General features: G+C 42.5%; 24 protein-coding genes. 12 read left to right on the top strand and 12 right to left on the bottom strand.

What is annotated here, in order from left to right; all coding sequences use genetic code 11:
* Positions 1–76 precede the first annotated feature (76 nt).
* Positions 77–2,146 carry a transglycosylase domain-containing protein gene (locus MHI46_RS17670; RefSeq protein ID WP_260774966.1) on the top strand — a complete coding sequence of 690 codons (2,070 nt, stop codon included), beginning with the start codon at positions 77–79 and terminating at the stop codon, positions 2,144–2,146.
* Between the two features lie 125 nt (positions 2,147–2,271).
* On the opposite strand, the gene MHI46_RS17675 is transcribed toward MHI46_RS17670, so the two are convergent.
* The gene (locus MHI46_RS17675) at positions 2,272–2,790 is read right to left on the bottom strand and encodes a YwhD family protein (RefSeq protein WP_039182196.1); all 519 of its coding nucleotides are present in this window, start codon (positions 2,788–2,790) and stop codon (positions 2,272–2,274) included.
* Positions 2,791–2,802: 12 nt separating this feature from the next.
* Positions 2,803–3,465 carry a site-2 protease family protein gene (locus MHI46_RS17680; protein ID WP_058838533.1) on the bottom strand — a complete coding sequence of 221 codons (663 nt, stop codon included), beginning with the start codon at positions 3,463–3,465 and terminating at the stop codon, positions 2,803–2,805.
* A gap of 107 nt (positions 3,466–3,572) precedes the next feature.
* Here MHI46_RS17680 and MHI46_RS17685 point away from each other — a divergent pair, with 107 nt between their 5' ends.
* A complete protein-coding gene (locus MHI46_RS17685) occupies positions 3,573–3,758 on the top strand; it encodes a 2-hydroxymuconate tautomerase (RefSeq protein WP_064498886.1) in 186 nt (61 codons plus the stop codon).
* A gap of 50 nt (positions 3,759–3,808) precedes the next feature.
* On the opposite strand, the gene MHI46_RS17690 is transcribed toward MHI46_RS17685, so the two are convergent.
* Positions 3,809–4,621, bottom strand: a complete 813-nt coding sequence (locus MHI46_RS17690; protein ID WP_058838532.1) for a zinc-dependent metalloprotease — start codon at positions 4,619–4,621, stop codon at positions 3,809–3,811.
* Positions 4,622–4,994: 373 nt separating this feature from the next.
* Here MHI46_RS17690 and MHI46_RS17695 point away from each other — a divergent pair, with 373 nt between their 5' ends.
* Positions 4,995–6,323: an LLM class flavin-dependent oxidoreductase gene (locus tag MHI46_RS17695; protein WP_059377951.1), complete on the top strand. Its 1,329-nt coding sequence runs from the start codon at positions 4,995–4,997 to the stop codon at positions 6,321–6,323.
* Between the two features lie 39 nt (positions 6,324–6,362).
* Here MHI46_RS17695 and MHI46_RS17700 read toward each other — a convergent pair whose 3' ends face one another.
* Complete coding sequence (locus MHI46_RS17700; protein ID WP_251180975.1) at positions 6,363–7,253, bottom strand: LysR family transcriptional regulator; 891 nt, start codon at positions 7,251–7,253, stop codon at positions 6,363–6,365.
* Positions 7,254–7,403: 150 nt separating this feature from the next.
* Between MHI46_RS17700 and ssuE the strand changes: the two genes are divergently transcribed.
* The 8 genes from ssuE to MHI46_RS17740 are packed head-to-tail and all read left to right on the top strand — an operon-like array spanning position 7,404 to position 12,910.
* Positions 7,404–7,955, top strand: a complete 552-nt coding sequence (gene ssuE / locus MHI46_RS17705) for an NADPH-dependent FMN reductase (protein ID WP_099663753.1) — start codon at positions 7,404–7,406, stop codon at positions 7,953–7,955.
* A complete protein-coding gene (locus MHI46_RS17710; RefSeq protein ID WP_260774967.1) occupies positions 7,939–8,964 on the top strand; it encodes an LLM class flavin-dependent oxidoreductase in 1,026 nt (341 codons plus the stop codon). Before ssuE ends, MHI46_RS17710 begins: the two co-directional genes overlap by 17 nt.
* Positions 8,964–9,218, top strand: coding sequence for a glutaredoxin family protein (locus MHI46_RS17715; RefSeq protein WP_059377943.1), 255 nt, complete (start codon positions 8,964–8,966; stop codon positions 9,216–9,218). Before MHI46_RS17710 ends, MHI46_RS17715 begins: the two co-directional genes overlap by 1 nt.
* Before the next feature lie 26 nt (positions 9,219–9,244).
* A complete protein-coding gene (locus MHI46_RS17720) occupies positions 9,245–9,808 on the top strand; it encodes a GNAT family N-acetyltransferase (protein ID WP_058838526.1) in 564 nt (187 codons plus the stop codon).
* Between the two features lie 13 nt (positions 9,809–9,821).
* A complete protein-coding gene (locus MHI46_RS17725) occupies positions 9,822–10,583 on the top strand; it encodes an amino acid ABC transporter permease (protein WP_048237685.1) in 762 nt (253 codons plus the stop codon).
* A 17-nt stretch (positions 10,584–10,600) separates the two neighbouring features.
* The gene (locus MHI46_RS17730; RefSeq protein WP_260774968.1) at positions 10,601–11,443 is read left to right on the top strand and encodes a transporter substrate-binding domain-containing protein; all 843 of its coding nucleotides are present in this window, start codon (positions 10,601–10,603) and stop codon (positions 11,441–11,443) included.
* A gap of 16 nt (positions 11,444–11,459) precedes the next feature.
* Complete coding sequence (locus tag MHI46_RS17735) at positions 11,460–12,170, top strand: ABC transporter permease subunit (RefSeq protein ID WP_047202585.1); 711 nt, start codon at positions 11,460–11,462, stop codon at positions 12,168–12,170.
* Positions 12,167–12,910: an amino acid ABC transporter ATP-binding protein gene (locus tag MHI46_RS17740; protein ID WP_342502983.1), complete on the top strand. Its 744-nt coding sequence runs from the start codon at positions 12,167–12,169 to the stop codon at positions 12,908–12,910. The genes MHI46_RS17735 and MHI46_RS17740 overlap by 4 nt, the downstream gene beginning before the upstream one ends.
* Positions 12,911–13,003: 93 nt before the next feature.
* On the opposite strand, the gene MHI46_RS17745 is transcribed toward MHI46_RS17740, so the two are convergent.
* The 3 genes from MHI46_RS17745 to MHI46_RS17755 form a co-directional block, all read right to left on the bottom strand.
* Positions 13,004–13,504, bottom strand: coding sequence for a YwgA family protein (locus MHI46_RS17745; RefSeq protein WP_212043533.1), 501 nt, complete (start codon positions 13,502–13,504; stop codon positions 13,004–13,006).
* A gap of 30 nt (positions 13,505–13,534) precedes the next feature.
* On the bottom strand, positions 13,535–14,836 hold the full coding sequence (locus MHI46_RS17750; RefSeq protein ID WP_007497716.1) for an HD domain-containing protein: 1,302 nt from the start codon (positions 14,834–14,836) through the stop codon (positions 13,535–13,537).
* 160 nt (positions 14,837–14,996) lie between these two features.
* Entirely contained in the window at positions 14,997–15,227 is a 231-nt protein-coding gene (locus MHI46_RS17755) for a DUF1450 domain-containing protein (protein WP_129193132.1), read from the bottom strand.
* Positions 15,228–15,469: 242 nt separating this feature from the next.
* On the opposite strand from MHI46_RS17755, the gene MHI46_RS17760 reads away from it, so the two are divergent.
* The gene (locus tag MHI46_RS17760) at positions 15,470–16,279 is read left to right on the top strand and encodes an RsfA family transcriptional regulator (protein ID WP_034281253.1); all 810 of its coding nucleotides are present in this window, start codon (positions 15,470–15,472) and stop codon (positions 16,277–16,279) included.
* A gap of 33 nt (positions 16,280–16,312) precedes the next feature.
* Here the strand turns inward: MHI46_RS17760 and MHI46_RS17765 are convergent, their stop codons facing one another.
* The 5 genes from MHI46_RS17765 to MHI46_RS17785 form a co-directional block, all read right to left on the bottom strand.
* Positions 16,313–16,546: a DUF5970 family protein gene (locus tag MHI46_RS17765; protein WP_058838521.1), complete on the bottom strand. Its 234-nt coding sequence runs from the start codon at positions 16,544–16,546 to the stop codon at positions 16,313–16,315.
* Positions 16,543–18,819 (bottom strand): glycosyltransferase, encoded by a 2,277-nt coding sequence (locus MHI46_RS17770; protein WP_342502984.1) that lies wholly within the window; start codon positions 18,817–18,819, stop codon positions 16,543–16,545. Before MHI46_RS17770 ends, MHI46_RS17765 begins: the two co-directional genes overlap by 4 nt.
* Positions 18,820–18,939: 120 nt before the next feature.
* The gene (locus tag MHI46_RS17775) at positions 18,940–19,425 is read right to left on the bottom strand and encodes a tetratricopeptide repeat protein (protein ID WP_047202590.1); all 486 of its coding nucleotides are present in this window, start codon (positions 19,423–19,425) and stop codon (positions 18,940–18,942) included.
* 36 nt (positions 19,426–19,461) lie between these two features.
* Positions 19,462–20,307, bottom strand: a complete 846-nt coding sequence (locus MHI46_RS17780) for a lipoate--protein ligase family protein (RefSeq protein WP_039182234.1) — start codon at positions 20,305–20,307, stop codon at positions 19,462–19,464.
* A 240-nt stretch (positions 20,308–20,547) separates the two neighbouring features.
* A complete protein-coding gene (locus MHI46_RS17785) occupies positions 20,548–20,961 on the bottom strand; it encodes an SMI1/KNR4 family protein (RefSeq protein WP_260981865.1) in 414 nt (137 codons plus the stop codon).
* Between the last annotated feature and the right edge of the window lie 33 nt (positions 20,962–20,994).

A 20,994-nucleotide genomic window follows, 5' to 3' on the forward strand; every position in this document is an offset into this window, starting at 1 on the left:
TGCTCCTGCAATCGCTTGTTTAAAACGGTTTTCTTTGTTCCATACTGATAAAAAACCGTCAAAATGGGGGCTTTGCATGGACACAATCATGAGTAATAAAAAAATCCGCATGACCGTGAAAACGATTCGAGCCTGTTTTTTTATCGGCTTGCTCGCTTTTCTATTTGCAGGCACTGTCTTTTTGACGATTCTATTAATAGCTAAATGGCAAGGTGCCCCTTCTGTTCAAGTTCCCCAATCCACGACCATTTATGCAGCTGATGGGTCAAAGCTTGGAGAATCCAGTTTTGGAGAAAAGAGATATTGGGTGCCATTAAAGAATATGTCTCCTCATATGAGACAGGCTGTTGTGGCTGTTGAAGATAAAACCTTTTATGAGCATCATGGCTTTGATGTGAAACGGATGGCAGGTGCTGCGGTGGCCGATATTCGTGCCATGGCTAAGGTACAAGGTGCCAGCACGATCACCCAGCAGTATGCACGAAATCTGTATTTAGATCATGATAAAACGTGGAAGCGGAAGTGGAATGAAGCCTTTTACACGATTCGTTTAGAGCAAAACTATACAAAAGATGAGATTTTAGAAGGATACTTGAACACCATTTATTATGGTCACGGAGCGTACGGTGTGGAAGCAGCGTCACGTCTGTATTTCGGAAAAAAAGCAAAGAACTTAACCCTCGCTGAATCTGCCCTTCTTGCCGGTATCCCAAAGGGGCCTTCTCTCTATTCCCCTTATGTGAATGAGGAGAAAGCCGGCGCAAGAAAGAATATGATTTTGAGACAAATGCAAGAGGATGGCATGATTACGAAAAAAGCAGCCGATGACGCTGCGAAAGAAAAGCTGTCCTATCGCCCTTTGCAGAAGAAGCAGCTGCAAGCAAAGCAAGCCCCATATTTTTATGACGATGTGATTCGAGAGTTGAAACAAAGCTTGGGGTTAACAGAGGAACAGATCGAAACCTATGGACTTCATATCCAAACGACCCTTAATCCAAAATTACAGAAAATCGCAGAAAAGACGTTAAAAAACACGATGGATTCCAAATCAGATATCCAAATTGGCTTTGCCGCCATCCATCCTCAAACAGGCCATGTACTTGCCCTCATAGGTGGGAGAGATTATGAGAAAAGTCCATTCAACCGGGTGACACAAGCAAAAAGGCAGCCCGGTTCAACCATGAAACCCCTTCTTTATTACATTGCCTTGCAAAACGGGTTTACACCCGCAACCGTCATGCGCAGTGAGGAAACGGTGTTTGAACTGGATGATCAAGGCAGCGGTGCGGCTTATTCACCAAGCAATTATCACGGCTATTACGCCAATGACGGCATTACAATGCTACAAGCTTTAGCGCTGTCTGATAATATTTACGCTGTAAAGACCCATCTATTTTTAGGAATGGAGCAGCTTGTACGTGCTGGCAAGACATTTGGAATCAAGGAGAAACTAGATCAAGTACCATCTCTTGCTCTAGGCACGTCTCCTGTGAAACCCATTGAAATGACCAACGCTTACGCCATGCTCGTCAATGGCGGAAAACGCGTCAAACCAACCTTTATTACGAAAGTAACCGACGCAAAAGGCAATGTGCTTTTTGAAGAGAAACAAAAACGAGAACAAATCCTCGATGAAAAAGCAGCCTTTGTCACCACCGATATGATGTCAGGAATGTTCAACAATCAATTAAACGGCTATACGAGTGTCACTGGCCGCACCATAATAAAGGACCTTACACGAACATACGGAGGAAAATCCGGGACAACAGGAGCCGACAGCTGGATGATCGGCTTCTCTCCCCAGCTCGTCACAGGTGTATGGACTGGCTATGATAAAGGCCGCACCATTGACTCAGTCGAAGAAACGGCCTATGCGAAAAAAATATGGGCTTCCTTTATGGAATCAGCCCTCTCGAAGCAGCCAGCCTCCTCCTTCATGCCGCCTGACGGTGTCAAAGGGATATATATCAATCCAAAAACTGGCGATCTCGCAGGACCAGGATGTGAATCAAAGGTATTCACCTATTTTATAGAAGGAACAGAGCCGACAGGTGTCTGCTATGGTGCTGAGGACAAAGCCTCTGAGCAGGAACCAGTTCAAGATCAAAAGCCAAAGAAATGGTGGGAAAAGTGGCTGAAACGTTAAAAAAAGACATGAAAAACCCCGAGATCTGCATCTCGGGATTCTCCATGTCCTAGCTTTAACACCAGTTTACTCAAAAAACGGATGGATTTGGTAGTGATCCGCCATTCTTCACAAAAATTTCACAATTATTCAGGGACAGCCAATCCTTCTTTTAATTCATCTGTCGATGCGTCCCATAGTGCTTCATTATGACCCTTTAAGAAATCAGCCAGCACCTTTTTGGATACGTCATCCATATGACTCACGACGATTTTTCGCTTCATCGATTTATCCATTAAATTCACATGCTCTGGAAGTGACTTATACCCGCGGCGAATCGAACGGTCAACGGTCATTTCACAAGCCGTCACACCTGCATAATAAGGCCCTTCTTCTCTGCGGTCAATCGTCACCCATACGAGCCAATAAGGCTTTCCGTTCGGTACCTCTTCTTTTGTTTTCAAAAATTTAATTCCTTTTTCGACGGCACTTCTTGCATGCATGGCACCAATATCAATGACAGCTTCCTTTTCCTCTACATCAATGATGACTGGCGAGATATTATCAAGGCTGAGTGCACCTGCCCCAAAGCCTCCATGTCCGTCGGTTGCATCTGTTTTTTTAATGATGTTAAAACCAATTGGTTTCTTCTTTTTACCTTCCATTCATTAAACCTCCTAAAGCAGCGGCTTCAAAATAAGATTAAACCAGTATATGATTTGATCCCGCATTCCGATCAATGGACCAAACACAAACTGACCCAGCGGTGTGATCACGAATATGAGAAAAATAATGATCCCATATTGTTCAAATTGCGTCATTTTCGCACGAATACTAGGACTGACGACGTCCTCAATGATACGATATCCATCAAGCGGCGGAAGCGGCAATAAGTTAAATAGGAACAAGATGACGTTTAAGTTAATAAAGATCTGGAAGAAATAATCGACTCCCGGCTCAAAACGCATGATCCATTCCCCGCCAAACTTCTGAAGAAGCACATACACAAGAAAGCCCAAAAACGCCAGCACTAAGTTACTTAATGGTCCAGCAATAGAGACACAAATCCCTGCTAAACGCGGTTTTTTAAAATGGTAACGATTCACTGGTACAGGTCTCGCCCAGCCAAACCCGGCCACAAAGATCAAAATCGTCCCGAAAATATCGAGATGCTTCAGTGGATTTAACGTCAGTCTCCCTTGATTCTTAGCCGTCGGGTCTCCGAAACGGTACGCAACATATGCATGTGCCAGCTCGTGCATCGTAAATGCAACAACAAGCGTAATGGCGACATATGGAATAAGTTCTAATGGATAAACAAGAAATTGGTTCAAAGGCATGAATCCCTCTTTCTTTCTATACAATGATTTACTTCATTCAGTATACTATAAGAAGTCCCTTAAACTAAAGGGAAGCGTAGCATTAAAGGAAAAAGGAGGTTTCCGCCATGCCGATTGTCACCGTACAAATGCTTGAAGGAAGAACAGACGAGCAAAAAAGAGCGCTTGTGGAGAAAATCACTGATGCTGTTGTTGAAACAACAGGCGCAGGTGCAGAAAAAGTCTCTGTTATTATTGAAGAAATGAAAAAAGAACACTATGCCGTAGCAGGAAAGCGAATGAGCGACCTGTAAGCATATAAAAAGGACAAACCCATAAGGGGTTTGTCCTTTTGTCTTCTTTCTTATCTGTACCAAGCTTTATTACGGTTCACTTGATTTTTATGAGCCGCATCAAAGTAGTCAACTGTGTAGGAATAATCATAATTCATTAAGCAGACAATGCCGCTTCCTTGAGGGTCATGCGGTAAGCCAAAGTTATGGCCGTATTCGTGTGTAGCCGCTTTTGCTGTATTCGCTGTTCCTTGGTCAAGGTTCACGGCGAATGCACTTCCGCTTGGTGCACTATTGTAGACATAAGCGATTCCGCCAGCATCAAAGTTTGGATTTGCTGTAAATCCAGTGACAAAGTCGTATCCTCTGCCATCAAAGCTGCGCGCAAGGTTGGAAAGAATTTGTGATGAATTTGATCCCGAAGAAGTCCAAGATCCTACTGCTTGTACGACAAAGTCCACATCATGATCACGGTTAAACGTGACATCTGCTTGCTCGATGATGTTGACAATCCGTGTTTGCCAGTCACTATATTTCGCACGATACTGCGCATCAGCAACCGCATAGACAGTGACCTTCTGACTGCCTGTACTTGCTTTTGTTGAAATTGAATCTCCTGTATTGGCCTTAAAGGTTCTCGAGCCTACCTGCTTACCAGACTCATCTAATACCTTTGTTGTTACATCTCGTTCAATTGGAGGTGCTGCCGTCAAATCTTTAAAACTGTTTGCTTTTGGCAACCCCTCACCAATATGGGTTTCGAACGGCGCATGACCATGATCATGACCATGACCAGCACTCGCTACTGGTGCTGAAGCTGAACTTACTCCCGGTAACAAACTACCTACCAATAAAAATGACAAAAAGACTGAACGCTTTTTCATTCCTATCCCTCCTTTGTTTTTCACAAAGTTATATATTCACTGAAAATTCACCATTTTCCTTCTCTTCAGTCAAAAACAGGGAATTAGATGCACAGGAAAAAAGTCGAATTACGTCATTTTCACTAATTTTTCAGATATTTTGACACACATTTCATCGAAAAATAGCGCTTTTGGTCTGGGTCATTTACTTAGTAAACATCCATGTTTTTCAAGAAATCATATCATGGACCTAACGACACATCTAAAAGAAACAAAAAATGATATTAGAAAAGATAAAGTCACACTTTACTGATACCAATTATACTTCTCTGCGGTTCTGCCTTATGATGAAGGACATAAAACATTGCTACCTCAAACAGAAGGGATGATCGGCATGACTGGAAAAAAGCACATACAATTTGGATTAATGTTACATGGCCCAGGGGGTCACATGAATGCATGGAAGGATGAATCGGTTCCAGCAGATGCAAGTGTTAACATTGATTATTATCAAGCGATGACAAAAAAGGCAGAATCAGCGGGTTTCCGTTTTGTTTTTGTTGCAGATGGTTTATATATCCACGAACATTCAATTCCTCATTTCTTGAATCGATTTGAACCATTAACCATCTTATCTGCGCTTGCCACAGTCACCAAACAGATTGGACTTGTGGGTACTGTATCCACTTCATACAGTGAGCCCTTTACCATTGCCAGACAATTTGCTTCCTTGGACAAATTAAGTAAAGGCCGGGCAGGCTGGAATGTTGTGACTTCCCCATTAGAGGGCTCTGCTGAAAATCACATCATCCGTTCGCACCCAAGCCACTCACTTCGATATGAAATTGCAGAAGAGTACTTACATGTAGTGAACGGGCTTTGGAGCTCATGGGAAGAAGATGCTTTTGTAAGGGATCGTTCAACGGGGGTTTTCTTCGATCGAGATAAATTGCACACTTTAAACCATCATGGAAAACACTTTTCTGTCAAAGGTCCTTTAAATATTGAACGCTCTGAACAAGGGCAGCCCGTGATTTTCCAGGCAGGCGCTTCAGAGGCTGGAAAAGATCTAGCCGCAAAAGAAGCAGACGCTGTATTTACAAATGCCGATTCACTCGAAAAGGCAAAAGCCTATTACCGCGACGTGAAAAATAGAGCCGAGGCGTTTGGTCGAAAACCATCTGATATTAAAATATTCCCTGGCATCCACCCGATTACAGGGAAAACAGTCGAAGAAGCAGAAGAAAAATATGAAGCCATTAAACATCTAGTCTCTATTGAAGAAGCTCTGCATTATCTGGGCCGATTCTTTGACCACTTGGACTTCAGTCAATTCCCGCTTGATGGACCTTTTCCGGATATAGGTGACGCTGGGTCAAACAGCTTCCAATCCACAACAGATTCCATTAAGAAAATGGCCAAAGAACAAAACCTGACCTTAAGAGAAGTCGCTTTACAAGTGACCACGCCTAAAAGTGCCTTTTTCGGCACTTATGAACAAGTAGCTGACAAATTAATTCAATGGATCGAAGAGGATGCCGCAGATGGATTTATTTTTGGCGCTCCGATTTTAGCTAGTGGTTTATCCGAATGGACGGAGCACGTCATTCCGATATTAGTCGAAAGAGGATATTACGACCCAAATTATCCAGCTCATACCCTTCGCGAAAACTTGGGTCTGCCCATTAAGAAGAATCAGTTTTTGAAACAAACAGTGAAATAAACTTGAAAGAGGGGCTAGCATAAAGGCTAACCCCTCTTTTTATGATGGTTGGTGCTGGTGCAATCGATTTTCAATGAGATCAATAAACTGGAGCACAGCTCTTCCAGGCGTATCATTTGTTTTCCTCAATAGACCAACTGGCGGGGAAACTTGAATGCCCTTTATTTCTAATACCTTCGTACCGGGGAGTGTAAAAGAATGAGCCGTTCGTGTAAACAGAGAAACTCCTAAGCCCGCCTGAACATAATGTTTATGGGACATGCTGCTAGTAATCTCTAATTTCTTATAATTTGTCCCAATGCCATCGACGATTTGTTGTTCAATTTGAATGCGAATGGGGCAATTGTGCGGTGTGAATAATATGGTCTCATTTTCTAAATCTGTTACCTCCACTGCCTCTTTTTCCGCCAATCGATGGGAAGACGGGACCAGCAGGACGATATCATCTTGAAAAAGCGGCTTATAGCTATTTTCCATCGAAGCTTCTGGTGCGCCGCAAATCGCAAAATCAATCTCATCATGGGAAAGCAAGGAACTCAGTGTATTTGCATCTGCTACTTGCACAGAAAATTCTACATTCGGAAACCTTTCCTTGAATTCTGCAAGGAGCGCCGGGAATTCTAAACTGGCAGTAGGCTCAGAAACACCGATGCGAATTAATCCCGCAATGCCCACTTCTAAATCTTGGAGCGTTTTCGTCAGTTTCTCATATTCATTGAGTAAAGAATTGGCTCTTTCATAAAAAAGCTGTCCTGATGCTGTTAACTTTAAGGTCTTCCCTCTCTCTAGAAGCTTCTCTCCAATTTCCTCTTCTAAATGTTTGATGTGCAAGGTAATGGTTGGCTGAGAATAATTCAGTGCTTCTGCTGCTTTTAAAAAATTCCCATATTTCACGATGGTGGCAAAGGTGCGGATCGCACGAATCTCCATAAAAACCCCTCTTTTCTCTATATTTTAAATAACTGAATCGTGTATTTATGATTACTAATTATACTTTTCAATTGGTTTGCCTTATTATAATTTATATTATCAACTATTCCAAGTTGTTTAGAAGGAATTATGTGAAATGGAGGAGACGAATTGACGAAAGTAACGATTATAGCAGGCGGACATTCCGTCCAATCTCGATTAACCGGTGTACTGCAGCATGTTCAGCAGCATTTAACGATCAATGGAATCGATGTACATATCATTCAAGTTCACCAGCTGCCTAGCAGCGCACTAATACGTGCGGACTTTTCAAACGAAGAGATTGTCAAGGCCATTGAACTTGTGAATGAGAGTGACGGTGTCATTGTGTTAACGCCTGTCTACAAAGCTTCATTTTCCGGTATTTTAAAAACGTTTTTAGATTTACTTCCACAGAAAGTGTTGCAAGGAAAACCCGTCCTTCCGTTCGTTTTAGGAGGAACCTACGGTCACCTGCTCGTCATTGAATATGCTCTTAAACCGATTATTCATCAACTTGGTGCAACGGTTGTTCAATCTGGCGTGTATGTCGTGGATCAACAGGTCACAAAGCAGGAATCAGGTGATTATTTACTTGATTCAGATGCCGCAAACAGGTTAAACCTCGCATTATCTCAATATCAAAGTCTGATAGGAGGAACAGCCAATGTCGTTCACCCTTAGTATTCTTGATCAAAGCCTTGTCGGTGAAAACGAGAACGCAGAGACGGGCATTCAGCATACTGTCAGATTGGCTGAAGCAGCGGATCAGCTTGGCTATCACAGGTTTTGGGTGTCTGAACATCACAATAACCCTCAAGTAGCAGGTTCTTCACCTGAAGCTCTTGCCGGCTATCTCTTAGCAAAAACAAACAACCTACGCATTGGGTCTGGTGGCGTCATGCTTCAGCATTACAGTCCGTTTAAGGTGGCTGAAACATTTCACGTCCTGGCATCATTAGCGCCTGGAAGGGTCGATTTAGGTGTTGGGAAAGCACCGGGAGGACTGAACCTATCGACACAAGCTCTTCAGGAAGATTATCAGGCGTCACGAAAGGATTTTTCTCAAAAATTAGTGGATCTCAACACCTATCTGACGGAACACACAAATGACTTGAATGCTCAGCCCATCCCGCGTATATCACCCGACATCTTCCTTTTAGGGGGAAGTACGGAGAGCGCTGAATTCGCAGCAAAACTTGGTATCTCCTTTGTGTTTGCCTTCTTTATTAATGGAGATGAAGCCTTATTAAAAGAAGCAAGAGAGACCTTCCAAACATATCAGAAAGCGGGCACCCGCCAGCAGTTCCTTCTTGCCATCACCGTTTCTGTAGCTGAAGATCACGAACAAGCACTCTCGCACATCAAACAAAAGGAAACAGTAAAGGTCTCCTTTTCCGATGGAAGAAAGCTGAATGTCACATCGTTAGAGGATGCAGAAAAACTGGTGAAAGAAACGGAGAAGGAACACTACAACATTCACGTACAAAAAACCGGCTACACCGCTGGCACAAAAGAAACCGTTCATCACAGGTTGACTGAGCTATCCGAGTCATACGATATCAATGAATTCATCGTGCTGTCGCCAATCGTAGATATTGATAAAAGGATCACGTCTATTACTTTATTAAAAGAAGCACTTGATCAAGAACAAACAAACCAAAAACCAATCAATCAAGAGGTGAACGTCTAATGTCAAACAGTCAAAAAATCATTTTATGGAGCAAAAATGGATGCAGTTATTGCAAGGACATTCAATCCTACTTCAACGAACAGCAGATTCCTTTTTCAACGATTGATGTCACAGAGCATGACGATTACAGAAACATTTTAGAAGCAAAATACGGTGTCCGCTATGTGCCTGTAGTTGAGATCAGCCATGATTCCCACGTGTATCAAGCATTGCTGAATCCAGATATCGAGACTTTAAGAAAAGCGTTAATCTGACATTACATTTTGAATGGAGGTTTGTCATGAGTCGAGATATTTTTCGCATCGCTACCGAAGAAGATGCACCAGCTTTTTTGGAATTGCTGTCCAGTGCATTTAAACCACTTGGTGAAATGGGCATCGATTGGCCCTCCACGAACGCCACGCTTGAAATGGTCACAGAAAACATTAAACAGTCCGCTGCCGTTGTATTAGAACGAGACGGCCGGCTCATATCTACCATCACCATACGTTTTCCTTGGGAGAGCACTGAGCCGGTCTCAGGCTATCCATTTGTTTGGTGGTTTGCGACAGCTCCTGATTTAGCCGGTCAAGGGATTGGAAATAAGCTGCTCGATTATGTAGAAAACACCTTGCTTAGGCAGACATATAAAGCGCCTGCATATACACTGGGCACTTCTGGCCGGAAACACCCTTGGCTTTTAGAGATGTACGAACGAAAAGGATATACAAAATATATTGAACGCGAGGCTGAAAATGGAGATTTAGGTGTTTTGATGTATAAAGTGCTTATCCCTGAACGCTTTGATCCAGACATTCTAGGGACACCACCCGCAGAAGAAAAAGTCGAAACGACTTCTACATAGGAGGTGATTCAACGTGGGTGAGTTTTTCAAATGGGAGTACGTAGTCACACTCTTTCCTAAAGTATTATCAGCCCTTCCAACGACCTTGCTGATTGTTTTATTTGCCACTTTGATTGGCAGCTTTCTTGGATTCATCCTTGCTTATTTTCGAATTGAGCGCATTCCTGTTCTGCACCAACTCAGTGCAGTCTATGTCTCTTTTATTCGCGGAACGCCTATCCTGGTTCAAATGTTTATTGTCTTTTATGGTCTGCCAGGTGTGCTCGCAGCAATTGGCCTTGATATCTCCATGTGGAACAAATTGATCTTTCTTTATATTACATATGGACTCAATACAGCTGCCTACTTTTCAGAAATATTCCGATCAGCCTTATCAAGTGTCCCAGCATCTCAATATGAAGCGGCTGCCTCAATCGGGCTGACGAAATGGCAGATTTATAGAAGGACACTCATTCCTCAAGCAGGTAGAATCGCGCTCCCGAATATTGGCGTAGCCATTGTCAACTTATTACAAAATACCTCCCTCGCCTTCACATTGGGCGTGATGGATATTATAGGAAAGGTTCAAACATTAGGGGCTTTATACTATCGCGTATTAGAAGGATACTTTATTGCTGCCGTCATTTTTATTTTGTTAAGTCTGCTGCTGGAAAAAGCGTTTGACCTATTGGAAAAACAGATCAATACACCGAAAACAAGAAAACAGCGTCAGACGACATTCGTTTCCTTAAAAAGACCCGAAACGGCTTTCACAGTCGAAAAGCGTGCGAAGTAAAACGAGGAGGATTTCACATGAAAAATAACAAACAATTCAAAAAACATTACATCATCGGTCTGCTTACACTTGGCTCATTGCTGCTTGCTGCCTGCGGAAATACGGAACAATCGAATGAAGTCAAAGCAGAATCAGCGAATAATGATCCAGATGCGAAGGAAATCATCGTTGGCACAGGGAATGCTTACCAGCCTTTCGTTTACTTAGATGAAAACGGCAAATTAACTGGCTATGAGAAGGCTGTATTAGTTGAAGTGGATCAGCTGCTTCCACAATATAAGTTTAAATATGAATCCTTCGAATTTAAAAATATTCTGCCCGCTTTAGATGCTGGTAAAGTAGATCTCGCTGCCCATCAATATGAAATCAATGATGAGCGCCAGAAGAAATATCTATTTGGAAAAGTTGGCTACACAGATTATACAAGCTATGTGGTTGTTGATAAAGCCTCCGGTCATGATTTTCAAAGCCTTGACGATTTGGCTGGACACAAAGTGCACACCTCTACAGGAAGTAATTTCGCTTATCTTCTTGAGCAATATAACAAAAAGCATGATCGGAAAATTGACATTGTCTACGGAGATGGCGGGAACGAGATTCTCGTCAAAAACCTTCAAAATGGCACAGTCGATGCGGCCCTGCTCACAAAGTATGACGTCAACAAGCTAAACAAACAATTTAATGCCAATCTAGTCACCTCTGGAAAGCCTGTAAACGTATCTAAAACGTATTATCTTTATCAAAAAAACAATACGAAACTTCAAAAAGACATTGATCAAGCATTACAAAAACTAATCGATAACGGCAAGCTCGCTGAATTGTCTAAGAAAATATTGGGCGGAGACTTTACTACATCATAAGAAAGGAGCGATCTGAGTGGATTTTGATGTTGCCTTTATGTTGCAGGCCTTTATAGCCGCACTTCATTATTTGCCAACGACATTGCTATTAGGCTTTCTCCCGCTATTATTTGGCTCTGTCTTTGGATTTGGTATTGCCCTTATCCGTTTTTATCAGGTGCCTGTATTGTCTCCCTTGTTCAAATGGTTTGTGGCTATTTTTAAAGCAATTCCGGTTGTCCTGATTTTGCTCGTATCTTATCTGCTTTTTTCCGATTCACTGGACCATTTGGCTGCATCTCTTTCTCTTCAGATTCGTTTCAGTGATTTGGACAGACGATGGATTGCCATTTTCGCCCTTACTTTATATGCCGTAAGCGGGTTATCTGAAATATTTCGAAGCTCTCTTGCATCTATTCCAAAGGGACAATTCGATGCTGCTCTATCCGTTGGTTTCACCAGCAGACAGGTTTTAAGAAGGGTCATCATACCGCAAGTCTTTCCCATCTCCCTTCCAATGCTGAACAACATGCTGATCAGTTTAATCAAAGCCTCTTCTCTCGTTTCTATGGTGTCTGTGGTCGATATTTTAAACGGCGCTTTAATTAAAGCCAATGTGAACTATCGTTATCTTGAAGCATACATCGCAGTTGCCCTGATTTACTGGGCCCTGTGTGCCTCTATCGAAGCCATTACAGCCGGATATGAGAAATATGGACACAAAAACAAAAGGAGACGATTGGCATGATTGATATCAAACAGGTGCATAAAGCGTTCGGTAAAAATCAGATTCTGAGAGGAATTGATTTAACGATAGAAAGAGGCGAAGTGGTCGTCATTTTAGGTCCGAGCGGTTCTGGAAAATCAACCTTTCTGCGATGCTTGAATTTTCTTGAGCGTGCAGATCAAGGAGAAATCAGCATTGATCACACGACCGTCAAGTTCAATCAAGCAAGACCTAAAGACATTCTCGCACTTCGCAGAAAAACCGCCATGGTCTTTCAGCAATACGATCTATTTCTTCATAAAACAGCAATTGAAAACGTCATGGAAGGTTTAGTCATTGCCCGTAAACAACCGAAAGATCAAGCCTATGACACAGCTCTCCAATTACTCACAAAGGTCGGATTACTGGAGAAAAAGGATGCCTATCCGCATCAATTATCCGGCGGACAGCAGCAGCGAGTCGGCATTGCACGGGCACTGGCTTTGAATCCAGAAGTCATTTTATTCGACGAACCGACCTCTGCATTAGATCCAGAACTTGTAGGAGAAACGCTTGATGTCATTAAACAGGTAGCACAAACCGGGGTCACCATGATCATCGTCACCCACGAGATGAGCTTTGCCTATGATATTGCTGACAGGGTGATTTTCATGGAGGATGGAGTCATCGTCGAATCAGGTACGCCGGAAGAAGTCTTTGAACAGACGAAAGAAGAACGTACAAAACAATTTTTAGCAAGATTCTCTTATTACCATTCATAAAATACAAGTCGATCCATGCGGTCGGCTTGTTTCTGTACAAAAATAAAAACCAGTCTGTTCTAGCCATCAGCCATCACATACTGGTTCTTCTCGTTAGTTCAATTCCTTCAACTGATCAATATAAGCAAGGGCAGCCTCAAATTCTTCGTCCGTATAACGCTGCTTGCTTTTAATGGTGAAGACCTTTTCCTTTATCTCATCTTCTGGCAGGTCATCAAAATATAAAATCGTTGAGACAAGCTCTAGGAAACGGGACGATTGCTCGTTCATCTGCTGCGTCAGCACTTTGAGGTCAGGCATGTCCACTTCACATTGATCGAGAAACTCTTTCCCATTGTCCGTCAGCGAATAGCGATATTGATAGTATCCGCCCTTTTTTTCCTTCATTTCGTCCAAGAATCCAAGGTTGCACAGCTCTTCAATTCTGAGCGTCAACTCCTCTGAATAGGGGCCATAAAAATGAAAATCGTATTTCTCGTAAAAAGGCAAATCTAGCTTTTTTGCTATGTAAATCATCTTTTGCAGCTTCTTCCGTCCAACGATTTCCCCTGATTCAGAGAATACCTTCATCAACTTTGCATGCTCTTTCAACAAATTCCCGACATCTCCTTTTTCAGTACTTCTTTATCCCAAACCAAGCAGCTTCATGATCGCCTTCTTTTCTTCAGCTTTTTCCGACATATCTACAATTAAGTCCATCGGGAAATAAAGTTTATGATCGGTTCTTCGTTTACCGGAAATGGCGTCAACAATATCTGACTGTCTCGACAGTTCTTTAATATGACCACTTTGCGTCAAAAGGTGAATTGGCAGCCTCTCTTCTTCCTCTCCTGGTCTATAAAAGTCATAGGGCAAGTCAGAAGACGAGTCGACCACTAAATAGTAGTCAGGATCAATTCCTGCCTCCTTAAACAAGGCGGTCAGCTTGAAATATTTCGTCATTTCTTCATTTGGATTAAACTCTGTATATTGGAACAATCGGCGGTTCATAAAACGGCGGCACAAATCGGCCAGCACGTGATCTTCTTCATCTTCCCACGCCTGAAAATAAAATAAAACAATAGATTCATCCAGCTTAATATAGTCCTCTGTGGTGACATTTCCCTCAAAGATTGAGTAAAAATGAACTGGGGCATGTGTAAAAATATAACCCGTTTCATGCAGCTCTTTTGCACGATGAAGGATTTTCGTTAAAATGACTTCAGCACTGCGTGTCACTGGGTGGAAATAGACTTGCCAGTACATTTGATAACGGCTCATAATATAATCTTCTACCGCATGCATCCCGCTCTGCTTCATCACAATCTGATCTTCTCTCGGGCGCATCACACGTAAAATACGTTCCATATCAAAGTGGCCGTAGCTGACGCCTGTATAGTAGGCATCACGCTGCAAATAGTCCATTCGGTCGGCATCGATTTGACTTGAGATCAAACTAACTACCTGTTTGTTTTGATACGTTTTGGCAATGACTTCAGCCACATGCTTCGGGAAATCATCACTCACCCGGCGGAGCACTTCATTGACTTCCGTCTGCCCTAAAATAATATCTCTTGTAAACGATTCATGGTCTAAGTGGAAGACCTTTTCAAAGGAATGAGAAAATGGACCATGTCCGAGGTCATGAAGCAAGGCTGCACTAAGTACAAGCTCGCGCTCTCCTTCATCCCATTCCGGCCGCCCTTTAAACACATCATCCACAATTCGTCTCACAATCTCGTATACACCGAGTGAATGATTGAATCGGCTGTGTTCTGCACCATGAAACGTCAAATACGTGGTTCCTAGCTGTTTAATCCGTCTCAGGCGCTGAAATTCTCTTGTTCCTATTAAATCCCATATTAATGCGTCCCTTACGTGAACATAACGGTGCACAGGATCTTTAAATACCTTTTCCTCAGATAATTTACCTTTTGGATACGCCATCGTTTCGTCCCTCTTTTTTTAAGACGTGTTTCTATTATATCGGGTAACTTTTCCCGAAAACATCCTTGAATTTGCTGGTGAATGTGTTCTCAAAGATTGCATGGACGTAAAAAGCCCGACCTGACAGGGACGGACCTCTTTTTAGGTCGACTGAACACATTCAGTGACATTTATTGATTTTTTTTTGAACCTTTTCGAGTAATTCATCTTCTGTTGGTGCGGATAATGGGCGATTGTTCACAAACGCAAAAGCCTTTTTTCGTCCTGGACCACAATAAGATTGACAGCCAATCTCAATTTTTGCATCAGGGTCAACCGATTTGAGTCGAGGCAATAACGTCTTTAGGTTCGTCGCATCACAATCGTCACATACGCGAAACTCATTAGCCATGGTCTTACGCTTCCTTTCAATGATGATACTTCATTCTATATGAAACAGTTGGACAGCCAATCGTGATTAATATACCACCCAACATTGTACATCGAAGCGGCTGGACTTGCAAGACGCTTTGCCGTCCCAATGACGCGCTTACATAAAAGCTAGTATTTTCCACTATCCTTTTAGCAAACTTGTATAAACCATCATGAACTTGGCTAATCTAATACCATCAAATCATATGGGGGTTTAAACACATGTCAAAACAAAGACAAGATGCTTGGTCAGAGGAAAATGATCTCCTCTTGGCAGAAACCGTCTTACGTCACGTCAGAGAGGGCAGTACGCAGCTAAATGCGTTTGAAGAAGTAGGAGACAAGCTGAACCGCACCTCCGCAGCATGCGGATTTAGATGGAACGCTGTCGTGAGGCATCAATATGAAAAAGCGTTGGCACTTGCCAAAAAACAGCGAAAACAACGGATGCGCGCACTTGGCAATGGCCAGCCTGCGAAAAAACGATTACTTTATCAGCCGCAAGTAGAAGAAACGGTCACTCAGGAGGAATTCTCACAGGAATTGGAGCCAGCAAAGGAAGAAACATTTGCACCAGCTGCTGAAACTGCCGAACAGCTTCAGTTTGTGGATCAAAGCTACAATGAAGAGTTAGCTAGTTTATCACATTTATTGTCACAGGCTTCTCCTGCCCCAAATACCGCAGAGAAAAAGCCGGAAGCGAATCCATTTAGGCAGCATCAAGAATTAACCATCGACGATATCATTGATTTCTTACGCCGTTATGAAGGCGATGGTCAGCAATCCACTGCCTTACGTATGGAAAACAGCCGCTTAAAACGAGAAAACAATGAGCTTTCTCATAAAGTCTCGCAGCTAGAAGCTGAAGTGAAAAAGCTCGAAAAGGATCAGCTCACGATTCAAGAAGATTATGAAACACTCGTCAAAATCATGAACCGTGCAAGAAAACTAGTTTTGTTTGAAGAAGACGATAGTGCCGCACCAACCTTTAAAATGGACCGGAACGGCAACCTCGAAAAAATGGCAGAATAACAAAAAGTGCTCCCCGCCTCGGGAAGCACTTTTTTAAATGCCCAAAAATAGCATCACACTAAAAAGGACATTGATCAAAAACACGAACATAAAAATATACTTGACCTGCCTTACTTGAAAATCACCAAACATAAAAATATAAAGACCTGCGATGCCAAGTGTTAGTACAGGCTGAAGAAATGGCACTAAAAGCGAAATGCCGTAGCCGGCTCCCATGATGACAGGAAGCCATAGTAAATAGAGGTAACCGCCATTTTTGGATTTCAAGAAACCACTCCCTCTCTTTCTTCTATCTGCTTGATTTCAGGCTGAACAAACTTGAGTCCGGCTATTGTGCGGCCGCGTTTTTGTGATGTCCAGACCACAATCGCCGGCTGCTCTGTCAGAGATTCTGTATCAATGGTGATTAGCACTTTGTCATGTAATTCAATTGAAGCCTCTGACTCGATTTTACACCCAGATAAACTAATATCATGTATGTTCACCGGCACCTTCTCTTCTAACCGGTCCTCATAGACTAGCGTGCCTGCCACACCTTGCAACGGTCTTCTCATCCATTTGCGCCGAATAGCCTTTGGTACTTTCTCCGATTCTCTTACAAAGCGGAGAAATGTCCGAACAGCATAGGATTTTTTCTCACGATCCGTTATCGATACGTGCTCTCGTGTGAATAAGAAGCGGATCAGTGATAGGTACTGTGATTTTTCTGTGTCAGTAAAAGCCACACCAACCATCAGCTTGTCTCCCTCCGGATGACTCCAGACCACATCACATGCCACACTTTCATTCTCTGAAAAGAATAATTGCATTTGTCCTTGATTTAGAGAAGAAGCTTGATCCGATGGAATGGATAGACGCGCACCTGAATCACTCATATCTAGTAGAAAACAAGCAATCGACTCATCTTGATGATCGGAACGAAGATGCCCCTCTTTTTCAATGACAAACCGCTCTGATTTTCGATAACGCGGACGATCAAACGCCACAATAAGTGCCATGAACAGCCCTGCACCGTTATAAAGTACCCAAAAAATATTAATCAACGTGAGATCAGCATTCATCGTCCCATTTACCTTCATATCGTATCCTATTTTCACAAGGACAAGCAATGAGAGTAGCAAGAAGATCAAATGAGGAATCATCGTTTTCAAATGAAAATGTCTCTTGTCCGTTTGAATTCCCTTCGGTGTGACAAGGAATTCAACCCTCTTCTTCAAAAATAGCTCACTTAAAGCCACACCAGCCAGGTGGAATGCCATAGAGCTTTCGTAAATATGACTCCAAAACATACTTCTTTTTTGATTCGACACCAGTTTAAACGCTAAATACGAACTAAAGAACGCCGGCAGCCAAAACATGAAAATGGACTGAAAATCGGCCCAGAAACTTTGAATACCAAATAATAAAAACAATATCGGTGTAAGAATGTAAATCATTTTAAACAAACCGTTAAACCAATACACAATGCCATCTAAATAAAGAACGCGCTGCATAAGCGTTAAGCCGCGAACCTTCAATGGATTAAACTTACGGGCGCACTGAATGTTCCCTCTCGACCACCGGTCTCGCTGCTTTAACAGATCAAGCCAGCTTTCAGGTGCCAGACCGACAGCTAATACCTCTCCGACAGACACAGATTTGAACTTCCCTTGGAGAAGCATTCCTGTCGCCATGTCTTCTGTAATTACCCCAGTAGCAAATCCGCCAATTTCCTCTAATGCTGTTCTTCTAAATACCGTATTACTCCCGACATACATGACCGCATTGAATCGATCTTTACCAGCTTGGAGGGTTTGCATGAAAAAGTCCTGCTCATTTGGAATTCGATCCTTCGAGAACATATTATATTGGAAAGGATCTTCGTTATAAAATGCTTGTGGAACTTGAACAAACGCAGTCGCTCCATCATGAAAGTAAGGCACTGTCTTTTCTAAAAAGGCAGGAAGGGGGACCATATCAGCATCAAGTGTGAGAATCAACTCCCCATTCGTTTGAGACATCGCATGGTTTAAATTCCCCGCCTTAGCAAACTTGTTATCTGTTCTTGTCAGATAATGAACACCAAACTCAAAAGCAAGCTGCTCTACAGACTCCCTCTTGCCATCATCACATAAATAAATATGGACGCTGCCTTTTGGATAAGACAGATTCAAACAACCTGCAACCGTGCGCTTTAGCACTTCAATTGGTTCATTATATGTAGCTATGAAAATATCAACTGTTGGCAGCCTTTCAAGATCACTGATCATGACTTGTTTCCGATTTGAAGGCTTCCAAACAAGTGTATAAAACACAAGCAGCTGTAAAAATCCAATACATTCACAGGCCACAAGCAAGATGCCCATTATCATATTAAATGTACCTTCATGCGGCAGTGTAAAGAAGAGACGCCAGCAAATATATGCGGCATTTGTTAACACACAGAGCACAATGATGATTTTTTTAATCGCAGAGGCTATCGGCTGAATACGATACATCACATACAACAAAGACAAAACACAAAGCATAAACAGCGGGTAATACGTGGTGATGAATGACAATACATTTTCCTTCTTTCTTATGTCATAAAGGACTATCACATAAATAAAATTTCATAACAAAGGAGGGGATTTTTTTATAACATTGCCCCTCCAAATCTATTCAAGTAGCCAAATCAACTATTATTTCCACAATCTATCTAACTGATTCGAATAAAAATCAATGGCCTTTCGATAACTCAAAATAGCAGGATCGTTTGTCGTCTCAGTTAAACAGTTCAGTAATATTTCCATCGCTTTGCTATGTTCCTTCAAATTATACAAAGTCATGGCATAAAACGTTTGAATGGCTTTATTATGCGGATAAGCTTCCATCGCATGCAGGAATATCTGTTTTGACTTTTCATATTCCCCTAAGGTTCTGTATGTACTTCCTAACCCTAGTAAAGCGTCTTCTAGTTCTTCTGAAGACAATCCTAACTCAATGGCCCTTTCATAAAAAAAGACAGCTTGTTTTTCCTTTCCTAACACATCATAACTCCAAGCACATTGATAGTGAATGGAGGCATGGTCTGGATACTCTTCTACAAGACGGGTGAGCATGTCATTGGATTCTTGAAGATGGCCACTTTCTCGAAGTTCAATGGCTTTCAGAAGTTTCGTTTCCATTACATCACCCCTAATTTTTAAGATGGAAAGATGTGTTTACGAGAACACTTTCTCATTTCGCTCAATCATCCGCGTCATATTTTTCTCAAACTCTAGCTGTTCCTCGGTGGTCAGTCCTGAAGCTGTCAGTTGTTCGCTCAGCTTTTGGAGTTCTTCTAGTAAAAGACGCATGAGAAGCGCACAGTCAATTGGTTCTCCAGTTAATTCTGATAGGGATGCCATCGTATCCGGCTGTATATCAGGGAATACCGCTTTCACCTCATGTCGTTTATCCTTTAAGGCCACCTCATAAAAACGGCGAATCAAATCAGCTCGTTTTCGACCGCTTCCATCTGCACACAAATAGATTTGCACAGCGACCCCTCCGCGTAATCTACGCTGAGAAATGCCGGCAAATTTCTTCCCATTGATACTCAAATCGTAGCTGCCTGGACAGTAAGAGCCGACAATTTCATAAGCTTCAATGTCCACCTCATACACCGACAGCATCCGGCGGATCAATTCCACCATCGCATCATACCCGCGGTCAATATCAATGCCCTTCTTTTGTTCAGCAAAGATTAAAGACACATTCAGTACGCCTTCATCCAGTACCACAGCAAGACCGCCTGAATTGCGCACAATCACACGATATCCTTCATCCTCAAGCAGCTTTACACCATCTTGGAGAAAAGGAAGTCTTGTATCCTGAATCCCAAGCACAATCGTATTGTGATGCACCCAAGAACGGGCTGTCGCTGGTGAGAGGCCCTTCCCCACCGACGCGCAAAGCGTATCATCCATCGCAAAGGATTGCTTTGGGTCTACATAGAGACCTAGGCTCGATTGATCTATGATTCGCCATGTCGGCTGTGTCAATAACTCAATAGGTTCATTTTTCATGTCCTGCATATCCTCTCGTTCATAAACTGTGTTTATTATACCATGGGAGGAATGGAGGGAGAATGCAAAAAAGCTCCATAACATTTGGCGTCACAGAGCGTTTCAGTTGGATGATTTGGTTTTCTTATTCTTCCTTTTCGAGATGAAATAAACAGCTGCAATTAAAACGACAGGAACCCCAACCACGAGGCATGCAGCGATCAATGTATTCCACGGCAAATTGATCATCTCCTTAATAGACTAAACTTCTATGAAACAGCCCTCATTTACCCAGCTCAACAAGTCTTCAGCCACCAATTCCGCATGCTGAGGGTCCATCACACCAGCATCGACGATCCACACTTTTTTCTCCTCTTCTGCCTGCCGCATGAGAAATACTCGCCCGCCGCCATCGTCGCCAATTGCTGCATAGCCGCTTGCATACTGCTGAACCTCCCACGTTGCATTGCGTTCCACTATGTCCTCAGTTCCGTATAGTAGAACATCGCCTCCAACAGAACATCCATTTGTCTGTTTCAGCAATTCCTTATAAGCACGGGGCAGTACCATGTTTAGCTGGGATTCTGCCTCTTTGATATGTATGTCACTTGCTGGTTTGTTCACGTGCAAATTTAGGATTTGAGTTAAATTGAGCATTTTAAGAGCCTCCTCTATGTTAAGCTGCTGATTTTTTCATGCCCCGTTTAT

The organism is Bacillus sp. FSL K6-1000 (assembly GCF_038630785.1).
GTDB lineage: Bacteria > Bacillota > Bacilli > Bacillales > Bacillaceae > Bacillus > Bacillus safensis.